The sequence below is a fragment of the Vibrio sp. 10N.222.55.C7 genome (assembly GCF_041473335.1).
GTDB classification, from domain to species: domain Bacteria; phylum Pseudomonadota; class Gammaproteobacteria; order Enterobacterales; family Vibrionaceae; genus Vibrio; species Vibrio crassostreae_C.
Genome location: NZ_JBFRSC010000066.1, coordinates 1 through 21,399 on the forward strand (window position 1 = coordinate 1; position 21,399 = coordinate 21,399).

The 21,399-nt window shown below is 44.9% G+C and carries 17 protein-coding genes; 10 read left to right on the forward strand and 7 right to left on the reverse strand.

Features of this window, described 5'->3' with window-relative positions:
• Nucleotides 1–187: 187 nt before the first annotated feature.
• The gene (locus AB4482_RS20760) at nt 188–2,314 is read right to left on the reverse strand and encodes a methyl-accepting chemotaxis protein (RefSeq protein WP_372181569.1); all 2,127 of its coding nucleotides are present in this window, start codon (nt 2,312–2,314) and stop codon (nt 188–190) included.
• A gap of 193 nt (nt 2,315–2,507) precedes the next feature.
• Complete coding sequence (locus tag AB4482_RS20765) at nt 2,508–3,428, reverse strand: histone deacetylase (RefSeq protein WP_372181570.1); 921 nt, start codon at nt 3,426–3,428, stop codon at nt 2,508–2,510.
• Between the two features lie 262 nt (nt 3,429–3,690).
• Between AB4482_RS20765 and AB4482_RS20770 the strand changes: the two genes are divergently transcribed.
• Both AB4482_RS20770 and AB4482_RS20775 read left to right on the forward strand, forming a co-directional pair.
• Nucleotides 3,691–4,377 (forward strand): SDR family oxidoreductase, encoded by a 687-nt coding sequence (locus tag AB4482_RS20770; RefSeq protein WP_017059372.1) that lies wholly within the window; start codon nt 3,691–3,693, stop codon nt 4,375–4,377.
• Nucleotides 4,355–5,386 (forward strand): DUF3080 domain-containing protein, encoded by a 1,032-nt coding sequence (locus tag AB4482_RS20775; protein ID WP_372181572.1) that lies wholly within the window; start codon nt 4,355–4,357, stop codon nt 5,384–5,386. The genes AB4482_RS20770 and AB4482_RS20775 overlap by 23 nt, the downstream gene beginning before the upstream one ends.
• An 18-nt stretch (nt 5,387–5,404) precedes the next feature.
• Here AB4482_RS20775 and AB4482_RS20780 read toward each other — a convergent pair whose 3' ends face one another.
• The 3 genes from AB4482_RS20780 to AB4482_RS20790 all read right to left on the reverse strand — a co-directional run bounded on the left by AB4482_RS20780 (nt 5,405) and on the right by AB4482_RS20790 (nt 10,979).
• Entirely contained in the window at nt 5,405–7,399 is a 1,995-nt protein-coding gene (locus AB4482_RS20780) for a DNA topoisomerase III (protein WP_372181574.1), read from the reverse strand.
• 814 nt (nt 7,400–8,213) lie between these two features.
• Nucleotides 8,214–8,762 carry an NAD(P)H nitroreductase gene (locus AB4482_RS20785; protein ID WP_372181576.1) on the reverse strand — a complete coding sequence of 183 codons (549 nt, stop codon included), beginning with the start codon at nt 8,760–8,762 and terminating at the stop codon, nt 8,214–8,216.
• A gap of 207 nt (nt 8,763–8,969) precedes the next feature.
• Nucleotides 8,970–10,979, reverse strand: coding sequence for an NADPH-dependent 2,4-dienoyl-CoA reductase (locus AB4482_RS20790; RefSeq protein ID WP_017070327.1), 2,010 nt, complete (start codon nt 10,977–10,979; stop codon nt 8,970–8,972).
• 279 nt (nt 10,980–11,258) lie between these two features.
• On the opposite strand from AB4482_RS20790, the gene sppA reads away from it, so the two are divergent.
• Complete coding sequence (gene sppA / locus AB4482_RS20795) at nt 11,259–13,109, forward strand: signal peptide peptidase SppA (RefSeq protein ID WP_029235699.1); 1,851 nt, start codon at nt 11,259–11,261, stop codon at nt 13,107–13,109.
• Between the two features lie 118 nt (nt 13,110–13,227).
• Nucleotides 13,228–14,244, forward strand: coding sequence for an asparaginase (gene ansA, locus AB4482_RS20800; protein ID WP_017063439.1), 1,017 nt, complete (start codon nt 13,228–13,230; stop codon nt 14,242–14,244).
• Between the two features lie 143 nt (nt 14,245–14,387).
• Here the strand turns inward: ansA and AB4482_RS20805 are convergent, their stop codons facing one another.
• Nucleotides 14,388–14,669 carry a YeaC family protein gene (locus tag AB4482_RS20805; RefSeq protein ID WP_010437067.1) on the reverse strand — a complete coding sequence of 94 codons (282 nt, stop codon included), beginning with the start codon at nt 14,667–14,669 and terminating at the stop codon, nt 14,388–14,390.
• A 113-nt stretch (nt 14,670–14,782) separates the two neighbouring features.
• On the opposite strand from AB4482_RS20805, the gene AB4482_RS20810 reads away from it, so the two are divergent.
• Nucleotides 14,783–15,589: a DUF2989 domain-containing protein gene (locus AB4482_RS20810; RefSeq protein WP_017059380.1), complete on the forward strand. Its 807-nt coding sequence runs from the start codon at nt 14,783–14,785 to the stop codon at nt 15,587–15,589.
• Between the two features lie 175 nt (nt 15,590–15,764).
• Here the strand turns inward: AB4482_RS20810 and msrB are convergent, their stop codons facing one another.
• On the reverse strand, nt 15,765–16,202 hold the full coding sequence (msrB, locus tag AB4482_RS20815; RefSeq protein ID WP_080582205.1) for a peptide-methionine (R)-S-oxide reductase MsrB: 438 nt from the start codon (nt 16,200–16,202) through the stop codon (nt 15,765–15,767).
• Nucleotides 16,203–16,521: 319 nt separating this feature from the next.
• On the opposite strand from msrB, the gene gap reads away from it, so the two are divergent.
• From gap to AB4482_RS20840, 5 genes are all read left to right on the forward strand, one after another.
• On the forward strand, nt 16,522–17,517 hold the full coding sequence (gene gap, locus AB4482_RS20820; protein WP_017059382.1) for a type I glyceraldehyde-3-phosphate dehydrogenase: 996 nt from the start codon (nt 16,522–16,524) through the stop codon (nt 17,515–17,517).
• A gap of 242 nt (nt 17,518–17,759) precedes the next feature.
• Nucleotides 17,760–18,644, forward strand: a complete 885-nt coding sequence (locus AB4482_RS20825) for a D-hexose-6-phosphate mutarotase (RefSeq protein ID WP_372181577.1) — start codon at nt 17,760–17,762, stop codon at nt 18,642–18,644.
• Nucleotides 18,645–18,755: 111 nt separating this feature from the next.
• The gene (gene rlmA / locus AB4482_RS20830; protein WP_372181578.1) at nt 18,756–19,571 is read left to right on the forward strand and encodes a 23S rRNA (guanine(745)-N(1))-methyltransferase; all 816 of its coding nucleotides are present in this window, start codon (nt 18,756–18,758) and stop codon (nt 19,569–19,571) included.
• A gap of 75 nt (nt 19,572–19,646) precedes the next feature.
• Nucleotides 19,647–20,600, forward strand: a complete 954-nt coding sequence (locus AB4482_RS20835; protein ID WP_372181579.1) for a ChaN family lipoprotein — start codon at nt 19,647–19,649, stop codon at nt 20,598–20,600.
• A gap of 275 nt (nt 20,601–20,875) precedes the next feature.
• Complete coding sequence (locus AB4482_RS20840) at nt 20,876–21,229, forward strand: hypothetical protein (protein WP_372181580.1); 354 nt, start codon at nt 20,876–20,878, stop codon at nt 21,227–21,229.
• Nucleotides 21,230–21,399 lie beyond the last annotated feature (170 nt).

Consider the following 21,399-nt stretch of genomic DNA (forward strand, 5'->3'; position numbering starts at 1 on the left):
TAAACAACTAGTAAAAGAGTCTATAAGTACCTATAACAATATGAGGCCGCACCTTAGTCTCAGGATGAAAACTCCAAATGAGGTGCATGAAAAAAGCCAACAGCTGATGCTGTTGGCTTAGTAGAAATACTGTCAACGTATTTTAGGACGAGACAGGCGTTTGCGTAAAGAACTTACGTATTTTCCACTACGCCACCTTTCGGCTCACTTCAAAACGCCCAATCAATTGGTCTAAACGGCTCAATGCATTGCCCATCAAGGACACTCGACGTGCGAGTTGCTTAGTAGACAGTTGTAAGTCAGATATTGAACGTTGGGCTTTATCTGCCGTTTGTCCATTTTTCTGACTGTTTTCATCTAAGTTAGACATCGTGGTAAAGAGGTCACTCACCGCTGATTGAATTTGCTCACTGCGAGCATTTGAGTCGACTGTTAAGTTTCCTTTACTCACATTCTCGACACCTCGCTCCATGGACTCAACAGCACTGCGAGACTTACTATGCAGCTCTTTCATTAGGTCACTAATATGGTTAGCAGCTTGTGAAGTTCGGTCAGCCAGAGTTCTTACTTCAGAAGCGACGACAGAGAACCCTCTCCCGTGTTCACCTGCTCTTGCCGACTCAATGGCCGCATTCAAGGCCAAAAGGTTAGTCTGCGCGGTAATGTCAGTAATGATATCTATAATGTCAGACACCTTAGTCATTTCATTATTCACCTCATTCACGCTATGCGCCGAGCTTTCTACGATATTGCGAACAATCTCCATGCCTTCGACGGACTGATTGTACTCCTTCTCTGCGCTCAGGACGGCTTGTTTCATCACCGTGTCCATTTGCGTTGCTGAGACACTCGCATGAGTAATTTCGCTCTGTTGATACTGACTCAACTGAAGCATATTGCTTAACGCTTGTGATGCATCATCACTGGTTTGCTTCATCACGACACTGCGACGAAACATCGATTCCGAAACCTCTCTAACTTCGTGACTCGCATGGATCAACTCACTCACCGTGTTATCTAAATTGTCGATAAAACTGTTAGTCCAGCGCCCTAAGTTGCCAAGTTCATTATGACTGAATGTGGTGGGATCAAGTCTCCGACTTAAGTTGCCATCACCTTCGGCTAAGGTCTGCATTACCCCGGTCATTTCATGAATCTTCTTCGCTAGTGGTTTGGCGCTAACTAAACGGAATAAGCCCAATGAAAGCAACGCGCAAGCGAACATAATACCACTCTGCATAAAAGGTGTGAGTGTATAAAGGTTGGCAAACAGTAATGGAACAAATAGAGGCAGTAGCATGCAGCTGATAAAGTGCTTAGATAAGGTATAACTTAGACTTCGGTCTCTGTAGACCTCTTCTAAATCGGACTCACACATCATGCCAAAGGTATCTGGTGAACCATCCAATTGAAAAGTGATACCTTTGCCAATAACGGGTATGTGGCGATAGTCAGAATACCCCGGATAACCAATAAACAAGTTATTGCCATTTTTAATGGTTTCTCTTACGCCTGGGTGAAGCTGATTAGTGGCTGGGTCCGTAAAGCGAATCTCAAATTCGGTGTGGTGCTGGATCTTAACCGTTCCCCAATCAGTATGAACCCCTTGCTTTAAGTTCTCGCCGTGTGAAAAGGTATTATCTTCAAAGCGAGAACGAGAGAGCGCAACCCCCGGCTGAGTATGAGGATCATGAATGGAGTCGACCATAAAGATATAGTTATCACCCGACTCGCTATAAATATGCCCCGCTTCTCTCTGAATAATGTCACCAATAACATCATTAGGAACACGACCACATAGGAATTGCTGGGCACCTTCATCCCGAGAAAAGGGGACATAAAACATCAGCGTTACTTGGTCATGAAACGATGAACTCGACGCCCCTACGTTCAACGTGCGTGGATCCATATACGGCCCATGAAGATAACGCTTTGAAGCTCCTTCAACTAAAGCCTTCTTGTCTCCAAGATTAACCCCTACATGTTCATGATAACTCGATGCTTGTGCGATCCCCTTAGCATCAACGATCGCTAACTCAGAAAAATCCGTACTGCGTTTAAGAAGGCTAGCTAACGTCCCCTGTGCTTGCTCTTCCGTTCGACTTGCTAAATAAACCGCAGAGTCTTCTAAAAAATCCCATTGATTCTTGACCCAATTATGCAGAAGTTGAACTCGCGTGTGAGCAATGCTTTCAAAAGCTTGTTCAAGCTCTTCCGTCCTACTTCGATTGAGGAAACAAGCTCTGCGCATAGCCAGTTTTCCTGTTGCGCCAAACCAATTAAGCCAACTACGTTCCTTGTCCGTCAGGTTCATTTTTATCCCTTGTGTTTTTATAGACACATGGGTAAAGCAATTTACAGACCACAATTAATCACACAAATACGTAACTAATTAATAAAAAAGCACTTTATATGAATCACAATGGTGCAACCGTGTCTTTTATGGTGCAAGATACGCTTATTTCACACCATCATTTCAATGAGCTATCAGGCGCTAATTTGAGAGGTTAACCGTAAACATGATAAGCCGCTTTTAACAGCTGCATGTGAATCGGCACCAAATCTTGATGTTGAGTTCGATATCCGCCACCGACTACGCAGGCCATCGGAATAGACTCTGATTTCGCTAATTCAATCATGAAACAGTCGCGCTCAAATATCCCTTGTGTCGAGACATTCAAATAACCCAATTCATCGTCTTGATGGATATCGATCCCCGCATCATAAATAATCAGATCAGGTTGATGGTGAGCAATCGCTAACTTAGTGACTTGTTCAAAACAACGTAGGAACTCTTCATCTTCTGTTTCACGACTTAATGGCACATCTAAATCGGATAGCGGCTTTCGTGCAGGGAAGTTTTTATCGCAGTGGAACGACAGAGTAATGATTTCGTCGTTGTCTTGGCAAAGAGTTGCTGTGCCATCACCATGATGAACGTCGCTATCAACGATCAGCACTTTATCGATATGTTCAAAGGTCAGCGCGTGTTTTGCCGCTAAAACCAAATCGTTCAACAAACAAAAGCCACTTCCAAAATCATGATGCGCATGATGATAACCACCACTCAAATGAATCGCTAAACCAGTCTCTATTGCCATTTCAGCGGCCAAGCAGGTTCCACCACTTGAGTAGAGTGTTCTTTCGATAAGTTGCTCGCTCCACGGGAAACCGATACGTCTCATCTTTGCTGCAGGTAACTTACCAGACACGAGCAAATCAACATATTCGCTATCATGTACCTGTTTTACTTGCTCAACCGAAACCGGCGTTGGTTGGCACACTTCAAACTTGCACTTCCATCGAGGTTCGCTATTCATCAGCGCCTCAACAGCACTATGCAACAACTGATATTTGTTGATTGGGTAGCGATGACCTTCTGGTAAAGGTAACTGTGAATAGATTGGGTGGTAAATTAAAGGAATCATAATCAGGCTAATTGCGTATCTTTCTCAAAATCATAACAGCCTCAAACTTGGCGACAACCTTAATTAATGATAATGGTTATCATTGTTATTAATTATAAAGTAGAGACCATAATGAAAAACGTAATACTCATCTTTGGGGTGATCTGCGGCTCAGCGGCAGCAGTAATGATTTTTGTAGGAATGCTAATGGCCAGTTGGTGGAGCGTTGATTTTCTCGTGTTAAGCCATCAAACTTAACTAATTGAACTGAAAAGGAATCACCATGAGCGTTATTTTTATTACTGGAGCGAACCGCGGCATTGGCTTAAGCCTGACTCGACAATACTTGGAAAGTAATCACAAGGTGTACGCGACTTATCGTGATGACAATTCAGCAAAAGAACTGCTCTCACTCGCAGACCACAACACCAACCTTACCTGTATTCAATTAGAGATAACCGATTACCAAGCAGTAAGCCAACTCCCTTCACAAATAGAGTCGATTGATATCTTGATCAACAACGCTGGCTACTATGGCCCTAAAGGCTACGGGCTGGGTAATACCGATGTTGAAGAGTGGCGTCGTGTATTCGAAGTCAACACCATCGCTCCACTAAAGCTTGTCGAAACGCTATTGCCTTTACTCAAAGACAGCGATATCAAAAAGGTCGCTTGTTTATCCTCTAGAGTCGGCAGTATGTCAGAGAACACCTCAGGCGGCGGTTACATCTATCGCTCCTCTAAAGCCGCTCTAAACTCCGTGGTGAAGAGCCTAAGCAACGACTTAACCGATGATGGCTTTACGGTGTTAGCACTGCATCCAGGTTGGGTGCAGACTGAAATGGGTGGCCCTAATGCTCTGATCGACACCGACACTTCAGCTTCCGGCCTGATTGAAGTCATCGAGTCAGCGAATACCGAAGTGAGTGGTCACTTCTTCAATTTCGATGGCAGCGAAATTGACTGGTAATCCACAGATGAATGCAGGGCATCTCTCAAACCTAGTTAAGCACTCAACGCTGTTTTGTCTAACAGTGATGCTAGCTGGCTGTTTCAGTGATGGCCCCGGCGACTTGTTCGACGACTATCAAACAAAGATAGCCAGAGTACAAGATGCTGACGAGATAATAGAGGAATGGGAATTTGAAAGCCTACCGAGAAAACGAGAACTGCTGCTTGACGTGCCCTCACTCTCTATCGGCCTCATCGACAGCTACCAGCTTCGTCAGTGTGGATTGTTCAACCTGATTGCAGAAAGAAATTCGGTTCTGGGCAAGGTCGCGGATGAGTTTCGTAATTACGATTATCAAGTCGCGCTACTTGAAGGCTTGGGCAAATGTTTATCCAGTAATGAATTAGACCCAGAGATCGTAGAATTACTAAGAGAAATTGAGCAACAGAAACTCGCACAGTTTCCACTGCATCAATGGAATCTCATCTATGCCAGCGATGCTATGCAGTCACAAATGCGGGGTAGTCAGTGGTTACGCGCTGATATAGGCGATCAGGTACGACAAACCAGTGATGCGTTAGAACACATCAATCAAGCGTTAAACACATCGCTCGTTTCCGGCAAAACCACTGAGGTTCAAGAAGTATTAGAGAAGAGTTCGACCCTTGGGGATTTATACTACTCGCTCGCTCGGGCGTCAGTTGAGCTTGATACCATCACCAAACAGCTGACAACTTTTGATGACAAGATCATCTGTGGTAAACAACGAGACACCACTAAGTTCCGCTATCTCAACAATGTGTTCGAGCAACAATACATAGGTAAGGTTCAGCCTTACATGGCGCAACTGGATGGCTACTATCAGCACATAGCCCCGCAACTAGGAATGTTTGACGCGCAACCTGAACTGCACAGTTATTACTTTCCCATCCAAGATGCACATCAAGCCTTTCGATCATCCACTCGTCGCCATGTTGACTATTGGCAGCAACTGTTTAAACGTTGTGGCCGTAAAGTCGGTCGCTAATCCTAACCTCAATAAGTCTTAGCTTTTAGTGCTCTTTTTAGCGGAAGTACCTTTCTTAGCATACGTACCTGTCTTGGCGTAAGACTTCTTCGCCCCACCGCCTTTACGGCGTTTGAAGGCAGGTCTCTCGACTTTAGGAAGGTGGCGGAGTGATTCAGGAACTTCTCCCGTTTTTACTTTACCCATTAAACCATCAATCTTGCTTTCTAACGCTTGCATGAAAGGCTGATACGCTTGATTTCGTTCTGCCATGCCTTGCAGCTGGTGCTCCCAATGTGCCGTCATGTCTGGGAAGGTAGAATCCTCAGGTAAGGCATGAATCAAGCCTCTGCCCGCAGGGCTACTGTGAATACTCTTACCTTGGCGCGTTAGCAGCTGCCTTTTGAATAGAGTATCTAGAATACCCGCACGGGTTGCTTCTGTGCCAAGGCCATCGGTTTCTTTCAAAATGGCTTTGAGATCTTTGTTCGCAACAAAACGCGCGATACCTGTCATCGCTTGAAGCAATGTCGCTTCCGTGAAGTGTTTTGGTGGCTCAGTTTTCTTATCACCAATCACGCCTTCACGGCACCTCAACACCGTACCTTTATCCAATGGAGGAACCGTATCCGTGCCATCCCCTTTTTCTTCGGTATCCGTTTTACCCATCAACACCTTCCAACCCGGGTTGATAAGCTGACGCCCTTTTGCGATGAACACGCCACCAGCGATATCAAAGACCAGCTTAGCATCAGCAAAAACCGCAGGTGGGTAAAACTGCATTAGATACTGACGAGCGATTTGCTGATAGATTTTCATCTCGTTGGCAGACAGGCCGTTCACCGATGACTTCTTCGGAGTAGGAATAATCGCGTGGTGAGCATCGACCTTACTGTCGTTCCATGCTTTTGATTTAAGAGAAAGGTCCGCACCTTGAGCGCCACTTTGCAGCTCTTTCGCATTGTTAGCGATAGCATCAACGATCGATTCTCGCTGCGAGTAGTGCTCTTTAGGTAGATAGCGGCTATCAGAACGTGGGTAAGTGATGAGTTTGTGTTTCTCGTACAATGACTGACACGTATCTAACACCTGTTGAGCACTCATACCAAAACGCTTAGACGCATCAATCTGCAAGGCTGACAGCGAGTAAGGCAGTGGCGCAGCTTGTTTACTTTGCTTTTGCTCTGATTCCGTCACCGTCGCGGGTTGATTCGCAATTCGGTTAGCCACATTCTCAACCAGCTTTCGATTGAGCACGCGCCCTTCTTCATCTTGCCATGGTTTACATGCTTCGCTTGGCTTCCAACGCGCACGAATATCAAAGCTCTGGCCGTGATTTTGATAAGGGATCAAAGCGTGCAAAGTGAAGTAATCTTTCGGAATAAAGTTTTCGATCTCTTCATCGCGCCTTACCACCAAACCAAGTACAGGCGTTTGTACTCGCCCGACCGACAACACGCCTTGGTAGCCAGCCTTTTGACCGAGTAAGGTATAAGCACGAGTCATGTTCATGCCATACAGCCAATCGGCTCTAGAGCGCGCTAATGCGGAAATAGAAAGCGGAATAAAGTCACGGTTGCTGCGCATTTGAGAAAGTGCACGTTTTACGGCAGGTAAGTTCAAGTCGCTGATCAGTAGCCTGTCCATCGACTCTTTCTTAGCCTTAGAGACTTTGCAGTAATCAATCACTTCATCAACCAGCAACTGCCCTTCTCTATCCGGGTCTCCGGCGTGAACAATTTGAGTGGCGTCCTTCAATAGCTTTCGGATCACCGTGAGCTGTTTGCTTGAAGTCTTACGCGGTCTTAGCTGCCATTGCTCCGGCACGATAGGAAGATCGGCTAAATTCCACTTCTTATAACGGTCGTCATAAGCATCCGGCTCAACCTGCTCCAATAAGTGTCCAATACACCAAGTCACCACATCCCCATTGCCACATTTGATAAACCCTTGGTCTTTCTTTTGTGGATTAGGTAGTGCAGCGGCGATCGCGCGGCCGAGGCTTGGTTTTTCAGCAATAATAAGGCGAGACATGTTTTTCCAGATGCTACAAACAATTAGAGCCACATTATCTAATGTGGCTCTAATAAATCAAGAAAAACTGGTTGTTTATACAGTTAGCATTCAAAAAACTACTGACTACTAAATATGCACGACTAAAACATGCCTGATACAAGCTTTCGTAACTAGCCGCCTTGTTTTGTATCTCCCAATAACTACGCGGCCACTGCCTGCAATGGCTCTAGAAAAAGCAACGATTTTGACACTATATAATTGGTTTTGTTTATTTTTTCCTAAAGAGAGAACTAACGTAATAATAATGAATTGATCTTAGTCAGCTTGGGGCTTTTATTGACCTAAATCAATACTCAAAGTTGGTGGTTCTCGTTTAATTGGGCACAATATGTTGTATTAGAAGTGCAAGTTAAGGCTATATGTAGTCTAAGGACAAATCGAATTTAGGGAGGTAACATGACTTATTCTAAGCAATAAAAAAGCCCACTCAAAGCGGGCTAATTTATCTGTATCACTCACGTTGTAATAAGCAGAGTTTAAAGTCTTTGTAGGAGAAGACTTTAAACTTTAAGACAACGATTATGATGGCTTGTTTCAAGGCGAATCATATCAAAGTCTATGTAAAAAACAACGTGCTAAACTTACTTAAACGAGTATATGGGCATGTTTCAAAAGTTAAACTCTTTACTAGATGTAATAGAATCAGTTTTAGCGATTATCGACTTCTTAGTTGCTGAAGACTTTCAACTACCTACAGCTATTATGGCTTTTATCACCAGATTTAGTTTTTAGATTTAGTTGGGCAGCCCTATCTTGGGCTGCTTTTGCTCACTTATAAAAACTCAACGAACTTAGAGAAGTCGCGCTCTGGCACTTTCATTGGTGTACAGCCTGGAGTGCCTAGGTATAGGAAGCCAACAATTTCATCGTCGCCTTCTAGGCCAAATGCTTGGTGTACTTCTGGGTGGAACATCCATTTACCTGAGCGCCAAAAGCCTTGGAAACCTTGTGCGACTGCGGCCATTTGCATCGCCTGTGCAGCACAACCCGCAGACAGATGTTGTTCGATAGCAGGCACTTTCTCGTGCTCAGTTACTTTGGCAATCACAGTAATCACCATCGGAGCTCGGAACGGCGCTTTTTTTACTTTCTCGATAACCGCTTCTTCGCTGTCATCCGCTTCAGCGGCGCGCACCAAGATGTCTGAAAGCTTTTGTAGGCCTGAACCTTGCGCGATAACAAAGCGCCATGGTGTTAGTGCACCGTGGTCTGGAGCACGCAGCCCTGATTTGATGATGTTTTCTAACGCCACACCTTCAGGTGCTGGATCAGAGAGTTTTGCGATTGAGCGTCTGTTGAGCAATAGATCCAAAGCATCCATTTGAAGTCCTTACTATTTCTTTATTATTTGTATACTTGAACTTTAGCACAGAATACAAACGATAATAAATCTCAACGGCTGTCCATTTAGGCTAGATTAGAAACAATAAAGGCTCCTAAATCTATGACTTAGGAGCCTTGTTCAAAATCTAACTCAGCAAATTAAGTAACAATATCTACTGATAAGATTACAGTTTGATAGCTGATTCTATAACTTAATCGCTAGCTCAACACCTTGACGAATTGCGCGTACTGCATCCAATTCACCCGCGTAATCGGCGCCGCCTATCACATGCAGTTTGCCACCAAACTCTTGCCACATGTCTTCGAATGGACGAACTGACACCTGACCTGCACATACGATAACCGAGTCAGCATCCAGCACCTGCTCTTTCTTACCAACGCTGATATGCAGACCTTGGTCATCAATCTTGTTGTAGCTCACGCCACCCAGTAGATTAACACCGCGTTTTTCTAGTGTGCGTTTGTGAATCCAGCCTGTAGTTTTGCCCGGACCTTTACCAACACGACCCGCTTTACGCTGCATCACCCACACCGTTTTATCGCTGAATGAATCAGGGTAAGGGTAAAGTCCGCCTGGGTGTTCCATATTCTTATCGATGCCCCACTCATGCAGCCAATCGTCTAGGCTGTGTGAAGTCGGTTCTGTCAGCATGGTTGCCACATCGACACCAATACCACCAGCACCAACAATCGCGACCTTTTCGCCTACTGGTGTCTTTTCGCGAATCAAGGTTTGGTAATCGACCACGTTTTCTTGGTCAATGCCCTCAATATCGAGCTTTCTTGGCTCTACGCCAGCCGCCATCACGACTTCATCGTACTTCAACAACATCTCAAACGTTGCCTCAGTATCCAGTTTCAGGTTCACGCCTGATGCGTCGATTTGGTTAGCAAAGTAGCGAATCGTTTCTCTGAATTCTTCTTTACCCGGAATCTGCATTGCCAATCTAAACTGACCGCCGATACGGTCATTTTTCTCAATCAAGTCAACCTTATGCCCACGCTGAGCTAAAGTCGTTGCACAGGCTAAACCGGCTGGGCCTGCGCCGACAACCGCAATGGTCTTAGTCGCTTGCGCTGGCTGAACAACAATTTCAGTCTCGTAACAAGCGCGTGGGTTCACCAAACAGCTCGCACGTTTACCTTTAAACACGTTATCAAGGCAAGCTTGGTTACAACCGATACAGGTATTGATGAACTGAGCTTGGTCTTGAGCTGCTTTATTAACAAAATCCGGGTCTGCCAAGAATGGACGCGCCATAGACACCATATCAGCCTGCCCAGAGCTAAGAATACGTTCGGCCTCTTCTGGCGTATTAATTCGGTTACATGTCACCACTGGGATCGACACGTATGGTTTCACTTTTTCCGTCACCCAAGAGAATGCACCACGTGGTACTTGTGTCGCGATAGTCGGAACACGCGCTTCATGCCAACCGATGCCGGTATTGATAATAGTCACGCCTGCTTCTTCCAGCTTTTGAGCCAATAGAACAACATCTTCAAAGGTGCTGCCTTGCTCAACCAAATCCAGCATCGACAGTCGGAAAATAATAATGAAGTCGTCACCCACTGCTTCGCGAATCGATTTAACAATCTCCAGCGGGAAACGCATGCGCTTCTCATAAGAACCGCCCCATTCGTCGTAACGCATATTGGTACGTTTACAGATGAATTGGTTAATCAAGTAACCTTCAGATCCCATAATCTCAATGCCGTCGTAACCCGCGACTTGGGCGAGTTCGGCACTGTTGGCAAAGGCACCAATGGTCTTTTTAATCTGACGAGGGCTCATCTCACTTGGAGCGAACTTAGCGATAGGCGCTTTAATGCCAGACGCACTTTGCGCAAATGGGTGCATCGCATAACGACCTGCATGCAACAATTGAAGCGCAATTTTACCGCCGTGCTTGTGGACGGCTTCGGTAACAACTTGGTGCGCTTTAGCGTGCTTTACTTTACTGAATTCAGCACTGAATGGGGTTAATCTGCCACGTAAATTAGGAGAGAAACCACCGGTAACAATAAGGCCAACGCCTCCTTTTGCTCGCTCTTCATAAAACGCGGCGAGTTTGTGGAGACCTTCTTTATTTTCTTCTAAACCTGTATGCATTGATCCCATCAATACACGGTTACGTAACTGGGTAAATCCAAGATCGAGTGGTTCAAGTAAATGTGGGTACATGGCAGACATCACTTCTATTATTTTATCCTTGTGGTCTGACCACAGTATAGTTCAATTACCAAAAGTTCAAACAACCGTTTACATTTTTGTAACACCGATCATAATGCTGCACGTATTAATCGTTCAGAAGCCCTTAATTTGACTACACTTAATGAGAATATATATCGATTAACAATTCTTGGTGTAGTTTGAGCTTGGGAATTATCGTAGGATACTAAGCAGTTCATATTATTGAGATTAATGGTACTACGGCTTGTTAAAGCGACGTGATCTCACTGCGGAGACAGAATGAAAAAAATATTCAAATTTATAGGCATGTTCTTTAAAGGGATTTGGAAGCTCATTACGTTTGTACGTCTTGCGCTGGTTAACCTAGTCTTTTTACTCAGTATCGCCATCATCTACTTTGTGTACTTCCATTCAGATACGGCTCAACCGACGGTTCCTCAGGATTCGGCTTTAGTGCTTAATCTGTCTGGCCCTATTGTGGAACAAAGCCGCTATATCAATCCGATGGATTCGGTCACAGGTTCACTACTTGGCAAAGACCTTCCAAAAGAGAACATCCTGTTTGATATCGTTGAAACGATTCGCTACGCAAAAGACGATGACAAGGTTACTGGTATCGTTTTAGCTCTCAAAGAGCTGCCAGAAACCAACCTGACCAAGCTACGCTACATTGCTAAAGCATTGAATGAGTTCAAAGCAACAGGCAAACCGATTTATGCGGTGGGTGACTTTTACAACCAAAGCCAATACTACCTAGCCAGCTACGCAACTAAGGTCTTCCTATCACCAGATGGTGGGGTTCTTCTTAAAGGCTATAGCGCTTACTCGCTTTACTACAAAACGTTGTTAGAGAAACTAGACGTAAACACGCACGTGTTCCGTGTGGGCACTTATAAGTCAGCTATTGAGCCTTTCATTCGTGATGACATGTCAGACGCAGCGAAAGAGTCCGCTTCTCGTTGGTTAAGCCAACTATGGGGTGCGTACGTTGATGACGTCAGCAACAACCGTCAAATAGACGCTAAGACACTGAACCCAAGCATGGACACCTTCTTGAAAGAACTTGAGTCTGTGGACGGTGACATTGCAAAACTGGCCGAGAAACTTGGCTTAGTGGATGAGCTAGCGACACGCCAGCAAGTTCGACTAGAGCTTGCCGATGTTTTCGGCAGTGACGGCCAAGACAGCTACAACGCGTTTGGTTACTACGAATACCGTACAACCATGCTTCCAAACATGACTAGTGAATCACACGACGTTGCCGTGATTGTAGCGAGCGGCGCAATTATGGATGGCAAGCAACCACGTGGCACCGTTGGCGGCGATACCACAGCAGCCCTACTGCGCCAAGCACGTAACGACGATAAAGTGAAAGCGGTTGTACTTCGTGTCGATAGCCCAGGTGGCAGTGCCTTTGCTTCTGAAGTTATCCGTAATGAAATAGAAGCGATCAAGCAAGCGGGTAAACCGGTTGTTGTGTCGATGTCGAGCCTTGCTGCTTCGGGTGGTTACTGGATCTCGATGGGTGCGGATAAGATCCTAGCTCAGCCAACCACACTAACGGGTTCAATTGGTATCTTCAGTGTTATCACCACCTTCGAAAAAGGGTTGAACGATATTGGTGTTTACACTGATGGCGTTGGCACCTCACCTTTCTCAGGTCTTGGTATTACAACTGGACTTAGCGATGGCGCGAAAGACGCGTTCCAAATGGGCATTGAAAACGGATACCGCCGATTCATCAGCCTAGTTGGAGAAAATCGCGGTCTGGAAGTCGATGCTGTCGACAAGATTGCTCAAGGTCGAGTTTGGACAGGTCAAGATGCGATTCAGAAAGGCTTAGTCGATGAGATTGGTGATTTCGATGATGCGGTTGCAGCTGCGGCTTCACTTGCAGAGCTTGAAAGCTACAACATCTACTGGGTAGAAGAGCCACTTTCGGCCACTGAACAATTTATTCAAGAATTTATGAACCAAGTTCAGATGTCGATAGGCCTAGATATTCAATCGATGATACCAAGCAGTTTACAGCCTGTTACTCAGCAGTTAGCTCAAGATAGCCAGCTGTTAGGCAGCTTTAACGACCCACAAGGCCGATACGCTTTCTGCTTAAATTGCCAAGTTCAATAAGTTGAGCCAATAACTCAATGACTAAGGGGTACCTCTGTGTGAGGTGCCTCTTTTTATTGCATGATAATTCGCTATAATCGCCCCCCTGTTCCCTACATCACACTAAGTATTAATCGCCATGGAAAGAAAACACATCTATATCGCGTACACCGGCGGCACAATTGGCATGCAGAAGTCTATTGACCACGGCTATGTTCCAGTCGCAGGTTTCATGGATAAGCAGCTAGCTGGCATGCCTGAATTCCATCGCCCAGAGATGCCTAAGTACACCATTCACGAATACTCTCCATTAATGGACTCTTCAGATATGACGCCACTTGATTGGCAGACTATCGCTGATGACATTCGCGCGAACTACGATAAGTACGATGGTTTCGTTATCCTGCATGGCACAGACACTATGGCTTACACTGCCTCTGCACTGTCTTTCATGCTTGAAAACCTCGGCAAACCTGTGATTGTTACGGGCTCTCAGATCCCACTAGCAGAGCTTCGTTCAGACGGACAAGCAAACCTGCTGAATGCGCTACACATTGCCGCAAACTACCCTATCAACGAAGTGACACTGTTCTTCAACAACAAGTTGATGCGTGGTAACCGCAGCACAAAATCACACGCAGATGGCTTCAATGCGTTTACGTCTCCAAACCTGAATCCATTGCTAGAAGCGGGTATCAATATCCAACTTAGCAATAACGTAAAGGTAAACGAACAACCTAAAGGTGCTTTCAAGGTTCATAACATTACTCCGCAACCTATCGGCGTAATCACAATGTACCCAGGCATCTCACACGAAGTTATCCGTAACACGCTATTACAACCTGTTAACGCGATGATTCTGCTTACTTTCGGTGTGGGTAACGCACCACAAAACCCAGAACTGCTTCAGCACCTGAAAGATGCCTCAGAGCGCGGTGTTATTGTGGTGAACCTAACTCAATGTTTGGCTGGTAAAGTCAACATGGGTGGTTACGCGACAGGTTGTGCACTAGCAGAAGCGGGCGTGGTGAGTGGTTACGATATGACACCAGAAGCGGCACTGGCGAAGTTGCATTATCTATTAAGCCAAAACCTAGGCTACGAAGAAGTGAAGGCTCAGATGCAACAAGTATTGCGCGGTGAGATGAGCTTATAACCTGTTCAAGGATTCACGTTAAAGCCAGTTATTCTATGAAAGTAACGGCGGCTTAACGTGAACTAAATCGTTTTATTGCTTATAAATAAACGAGTTAAACTAAAAGGGGTGGCACATTGCCACCCCTTTGTTGTAATTTAAGCTTAATGATTCGGGTTAACCCTAACAATGTCTTCTTGATCTGACTTAAACTGTTTCTTTAGTTCAGACTTAGATTTAAAGCTAATCTCACCACCAGCTGCAATTGTCATATGTTGAGCTTCAGAGTTATGTTTAGATTGGTATAACATAACCGCTTGCATACACGAGTCGCGCTGTTCTTTTGAGAGCGCCGTACCTTCTGGCCATTTACCCGTTTCAACTGCGTAGGTTAAACGTTCGTAGACCTCGGGTGTCATTGCGCTAAGAAGTTGTTCTGCATCCATGGTAAAGCCTTAGTTTTAACAATTTTCACCAGAAAATAACCCGTAACAGAATTGAGTCAAGAACCTGACCAATAATAAGTGCATCTGATCACAAGTGAAGGAATATGAAAATTATGAAATGGTTGGCGATTAGCCTATTGCCTTTCACTCTGGTTGGGTGTCTTGAAGGGAACAAAAATACCGATCAACTGTGCCAAAGCAATCCGGGTCTTCAGTGTGAACAATTGAACATGAACGATGGGCAATGTCGTGTCGCACGTACCGACCTCATCTGGCATCGATTTGAAGTTCAGAAGCAACCCACCGAAATCAACAAAATTAAAGAATTCGAATTAGTCACTGCCTACAAAAAGTGCCTAGAGCTCGCGGCACAGATCGAAACGATCGATCAATCTAAGCTGCAAGAGCGTCGCTTTACCTCTTTAATGCACAGTATCGAAGAGTCTGAGCGCATTGTTGATGAGCTATCGAAATCTGATACACCGGAAACGCTTTACTTCTTGTGGTCGCAAACTGGGGACACCAATGCCAGACGCAGTTTCCTACAACTAGAAGGCTCTGAAGCGTTAAACACAGCTGAGATGCAATATGCCTTGGCAACCTTCTATACCACCCGCAATCATATAAAGACACTTAAGCTACTCAATAATGCGCTAACGCTTTCTAATGGCTCGGTAGCCAACACTGAAATCTTCAAGTCGATGGCCAGTATCAACCACAGCCTAGGACATATGGAAAAAGCGTACGTTTGGGCAATGGTTGCCAAAGACTTTGACGTGCCGATTGCTTCTGAAGCCGAGCTCACGGTGTTGTACCATTTCGACAAGGCAACCTATAAGAAGCTAAATAAAGACGCAGATAACATCGTCGAAGCGATTGAGGATGGAATTTACAGCCCTTCAATCGTCCCGAGTTACTGATCGCTTCATTTATAGTGTTCTTACTTAAGCTTCTTATTCACCTGCTTTCAAATAAAAACAGCTACCTTTTTGGTAGCTGTTTTTATTTGTACTAGAGTTAAATCTGAAATCTTGGGCGTTTCAGCATTCCTAAATCGACAAATGCGACCTGTAAGGATTAGACAATAGTTACAAGTTATTTCGTACTTTCGTCATTTTTGTTGAAAATTAACGACACTGAATTAACACAGAACCGTTCACCTGTGGTCTTCGGGCCATCTGGAAAAACGTGACCTAAATGGCTATCACAGGCGGTACAACGGATCTCTACACGCTTCATTCCGTGACTTAGATCTTCTATATAGCGTACTGCTTCATCATTCACTGGGGCATCAAAGCTTGGCCAACCACACCCAGAGTCATATTTGTTATCCGACAGAAACAAAGGGCTTTCACAGCATGTGCAGCTATAGACGCCAGTCTTATGGTTGTGCAGTAACTTGCCGCTATATGGGGCTTCAGTACCACGCTCACGACACACTGAAAATTCGTCGTCCGTTAGGCGCTCACGCCAGTATTCATCAGGCTTTATCATATTTCCTCCCTTTTGAATCACGTTAATATCTCTCCACATTCTCAGTTATTATATTTACTTTTTTCTATAAAGGCTTGCATATGAGTCGTTTTGTAGCACATACTTTCTCACCAGGAAACATTGTACATATACACTCATAAGTGAATCATCATTTAGGGGTATTTTACCCAACTGGAAGGGTACAGAGCCACTTGCAATGGTCAATTTTCAATCACTTACACCCAATTGTTAAGAAAAGCGTCGCTTTTTTTTGACATTAAACAAGTTAAGTCGGATTATCTATTGCAGATGTATACTGGATTCTGTAATTTTACTACCAGTTATCTTTAATCAGAAATTAAGTTGTGGAGCAACTACAATGACTATCAAAGTAGGTATTAACGGTTTTGGCCGTATCGGCCGTTTCGTATTCCGCGCAGCTCAAGAGCGTGCAGACATCGAAGTAGTAGGTATTAACGATCTAATCGACGTAGAGTACATGGCATACATGCTTAAGTACGACTCAACTCACGGCCGTTTCAACGGTACTGTTGAAGTTGAAGGCGGTAACCTAATCGTTAACGGTAAAACTGTACGTGTTACAGCTGAGCGTAACCCAGAAGACCTTAAGTGGGATGCTATCGACGTAGACGTAGTTGCTGAAGCAACTGGTCTTTTCCTAACTGACGAGACTGCACGTAAGCACATCACTGCTGGCGCTAAGAAAGTAGTTCTTACTGGTCCTTCTAAAGATGCAACTCCAATGTTCGTAATGGGCGTTAACCAAGCATCTTACGCTGGTCAAGACATCGTTTCTAACGCTTCTTGTACTACTAACTGTCTTGCACCTATCGCTAAAGTACTTAACGATAAGTGGGGCATTGAGTCTGGTCTTATGACTACAGTTCACGCTACTACAGCAACTCAAAAAACTGTAGATGGCCCTTCTGCTAAAGACTGGCGCGGTGGCCGTGGTGCTTCTCAAAACATCATCCCATCTTCAACTGGTGCTGCTAAAGCTGTAGGCGTTGTTCTTCCAGAACTAAACGGCCTTCTAACTGGTATGGCTTTCCGTGTACCAACTGCTAACGTATCTGTAGTTGACCTAACAGTTAACCTAAAAGAAGCTGCATCTTACGAAGAAATTTGTGCTGCAATGAAAGAAGCTTCTGAAGGCGAAATGGCTGGCGTTCTTGGTTACACTGAAGACCAAGTAGTATCACAAGATTTCATCGGTGAAGTTCAAACTTCAGTATTCGATGCTAAAGCTGGTGTTGCTCTAACTGACAAATTCGTTAAAGTTGTATCTTGGTACGACAACGAAATCGGTTACTCAAACAAAGTTCTAGACCTAATCGCTCACATCTCTAAGTAATTTCTTTTTAGAAATCGCTTTAGATAAGCATTAGCGAAGACTGTTTTGAGCAGACTTTGAAAAAGGCGACCTTAGTGTCGCCTTTTTAATGCCTGCTATCTTTTAAACCGCGTCTGTCTAAGCTCATCAAGATAGCCCAAACGCAAAATTCAATTCTAATACTGACTCTGCTTGTTACTCATGAAAACACAAGCATCACTCTAGTCAGCATTTGAATTCAATTTCCTTAGAAGGATCATGTAATGGATTTATCTACTCTACCTGCACTGGCGGTACTTTCTGACAACGTCACTATCGTTGAACACGAAGGTGTAAAACTGGTTCGCGTTATCCACGATAAAGCAAACGCAGCGATTTCACTGTTTGGCGGCCATGTGGTGTCATTCCAACCGCAAGGTCAAGAAGACCTAATTTGGATGAGCCAACAAGCTAAGTTCGATGGTAAAACGGCTCTGCGTGGTGGTATTCCAGTATGTTGGCCTTGGTTTGGTCGCATTGCAGCACCAGCACATGGTTTTGCCCGTTCAAGTGAATGGCAATTGGTTGAACACCGTGAAAGCGAAGCTGGCGTGATTGTTAGCTTAGGTCTGAAGCCAAGCGAAGAGACGCTAGCAGTATGGCCTCATCAGTTTGATGCTCGCTTGAATGTTGAGATCGGCGAACAACTAAAAGTAACGCTGGACGTGAAGAACACTGATTCTCAGCCATGGACTTTCTCTGGTGCACTACACACTTACTTAAACGTTGGCGATATCCACAACACAACCACCACTGGTATGGGTGCTGAGTACATTGATAGCCTGCAAGGTGGCAAGATCTGCCAAGGTGGATCTGAACTGGTACTGACCGACACGATTGACCGCGTTTACACGCAACCAGAAGCGCAAATCTTTGTTGCTGACAAGAAGCTGGATCGCACGCTAACAGTTGAAAACCACGGTCATAACTCTGCAGTACTGTGGAACCCGTGGGCAGAAGGGGCTGCGGGTATGGGTGACATGCAAGACGACGGTTACCTAACCATGTTGTGTGTTGAATCAACACGGCACGCACCAAGCCTAGAAGCCGGTAAAACACTCCGGCCGGGTGAAAACCACCAACTGATCACTGTGATTAGTGCCCAATAACCGTATAAATACAGTTATAAAAAACGATTTTTGAGCGGCTTTATGTCGCTCTTTTACTTTTTGGTTTTAGCTCGTTACACTTGCGCTGTCTATTCTCCTTTAGAGGTCTCCATGACTTACCAATGCCCTTTGTGTCACCAACCTTTATCTCAAAACGATCGTACGTTTAAGTGTGAAAAGAACCATCAGTTCGACCTAGCGAAAGAAGGCTACGTCAATTTGATGCCTGCGCACCACAAACGCTCAAAAGATCCAGGTGACAACAAAGAGATGATGCAGGCACGTCGTCGCTTCCTTGAAGGTAACCACTATGACCCAATGCGCCAAGCGGTGGTGACGTTGTGTTCTCGCTACCTACCAGAAGAGGCGCCTAGCCTATTGGATATTGGTTGTGGCGAAGGTTATTACACCAACGAAATTGCTGTGAATCTTCAAGAGAAGAATGGTGCTACTTTTGGCCTAGACATTTCTAAGATTGCTATCAAATACGCCGCTAAACGCTACCCTGCTGTCGACTTCTCAGTTGCATCAAGCCATCGCCTACCCTTTGCTGAAAACAGCTTAGACGGCATTCTACGCATTTACGCGCCTTGCAAGGCTGAAGAGCTACAACGCACCATCAAAGACAGTGGTGTGGTGATCACCGTGACACCAGCTAGCCGACACCTGTATCAACTGCGTGATGCAATTTATGATGGCGTTCGCTTGCACGATGAAGATCCAGAAGTGATCGAAGGTTTTACGCTTGAGCATCAAGAGCAACTAAACTATATGATGGAACTATCGGGGTCAGATGCATTCGACCTGCTACAGATGACGCCGTTTGCTTGGAAGGCGAGTGAAGAGTTTAAACAACAACTCACCGAGGCAGAGCAATTCAACTGTGAAGCTGACTTTATGCTGCGAGTGTACCGCAAACTAATTTAATTGATATTGATTATCGTTTGCATTGAAATCTTATCTTGCCTCCTTTAGTATGCGTGTTCTTCAAGGAGGCATTTCATGCAACGTATTATTCTTATCGGATTAGCTACTCTTCTCACGGCTTGTGCTAATCAACCTGCAAAATCCACTTCTCAAAAAGTGGCTCAAACGGAATCCGTTTCCACATTCTATGACTACCAGTTCGCTTCTCCACAAGGCGAAACACTTTCTCTCGATGCATTACCCGAGCAGCTGATTGACGCTGATGTGGTTCTAATTGGCGAATGGCACACGCATTCTGCTATTCACCGCTTCCAAACCGACTTCTTAAAAGCGCGCCACAACGCAACATCGAACATTGCGCTTTCAATGGAACAGTTCACTCGAGAGCACCAAGCCACACTTGACCAATACTTAAACGGCGAAATTGGCGAACAAATTCTCATGTCTCAAGCGGCAGCTTGGCCGAACTATGAAAGTGATTACCGCGCATTAGTTGAGTTCGCAAAAACCAACGACGTCGATGTTATTGCAGCAAACGCACCAAAACCATTTGTGCAGTGTATTGGCCGTAAAGGATTGCCTTACCTAGACCAATTATCGACCGAGCAACGCCAATGGATTGCCGCCGAAGTGGATACTGGCGATAGCCCTTACAAAGAAAAGTTCATGGCTTCTATGCACCACGGTACGCCAGAGCAAACAGAAAAGCAGTTTGCCGCTCAGGTTACCTGGGACGAAACCATGGCTGAGTCGATTGTGGATTACCTAGCATCGAACCCAAATAAACAAGTGATTCACGTGGCTGGCAAGTTCCACACTGAGGGTGGTTTAGGGACAGCAGCATCAATTCTACGTCGTAACCCTGATTTAAAAATCGCCATCATCAGCCCAGTTGAAGCGATCTCAGCGGATAGCGGTGATTATCAGCTTGAAGTGCTTTCGCCACCGGCTCGCTTTGTTAAGAAAGAGAACCGCATGAAGGCATACAAGCATCTGTCAAAACGCAGCGCTAGCCTAGAGTGTGAGTAGGATCTGTTGATCCACTCTTCTAAGCTAAAGAATCGATGGGCTAATCCTAGATAATTAGTCCATCGTCACAATTTGATCACGTTCCCATCATTCATCCTAACTCTATCTAAAATCAAACATTCTTATCGGCACAAGACTTGCTTAGTAAATAGGCGATTTAACCAAGCAGACGAAAATGTAATGTGCGAATAAAAAACATCACTATCGATGATTAATTGCACAAGTTTTTCACACCTCTGCCGATACTATATTTAAGGATAGGTAAGGAGAGCGATATGACGCCAATAGGAACGAGTAATACTCAGCTGTATTCACCTTCGCAAATGAATGCACAAGCTAAAAGCACTGAAGCTGAAAAGCCTGCGCCGCTTAAGGTTGAGCAAAATACCGTGAAGCTTTCTGATGAAGGCAAAGCCCTATTATCTGCCCTTAAAGAGATCGATAAAGAAGCTAAGAAAGTCGAAGCTGAAAACGCGACCGTTACCGATAAGGTTGAGTCATTTGCTCATGGCGCTCTAGGTATGGATCATCCAGATAAGATTGAAGAAGAGGACGATGGTTCTTATTCAGCAGGGCAATACTTATCCGCAGCGGCAACCGTTGGTGGCATCTTGCTCGCTCTGATATAACGTTGCCCTCACTCTACACTATTCCTTCCACTGCCCTCTTTTGCATTGGCACCTCATGCCTTGCCTATTACTCTTTGCCAAAAGCAATTTGTCGTCACGACAACAGACCCGATTTGGTCTAAAAAACGAGTTCATTCCATAATTCCGCTCTCATTTTAATGGAATAATAC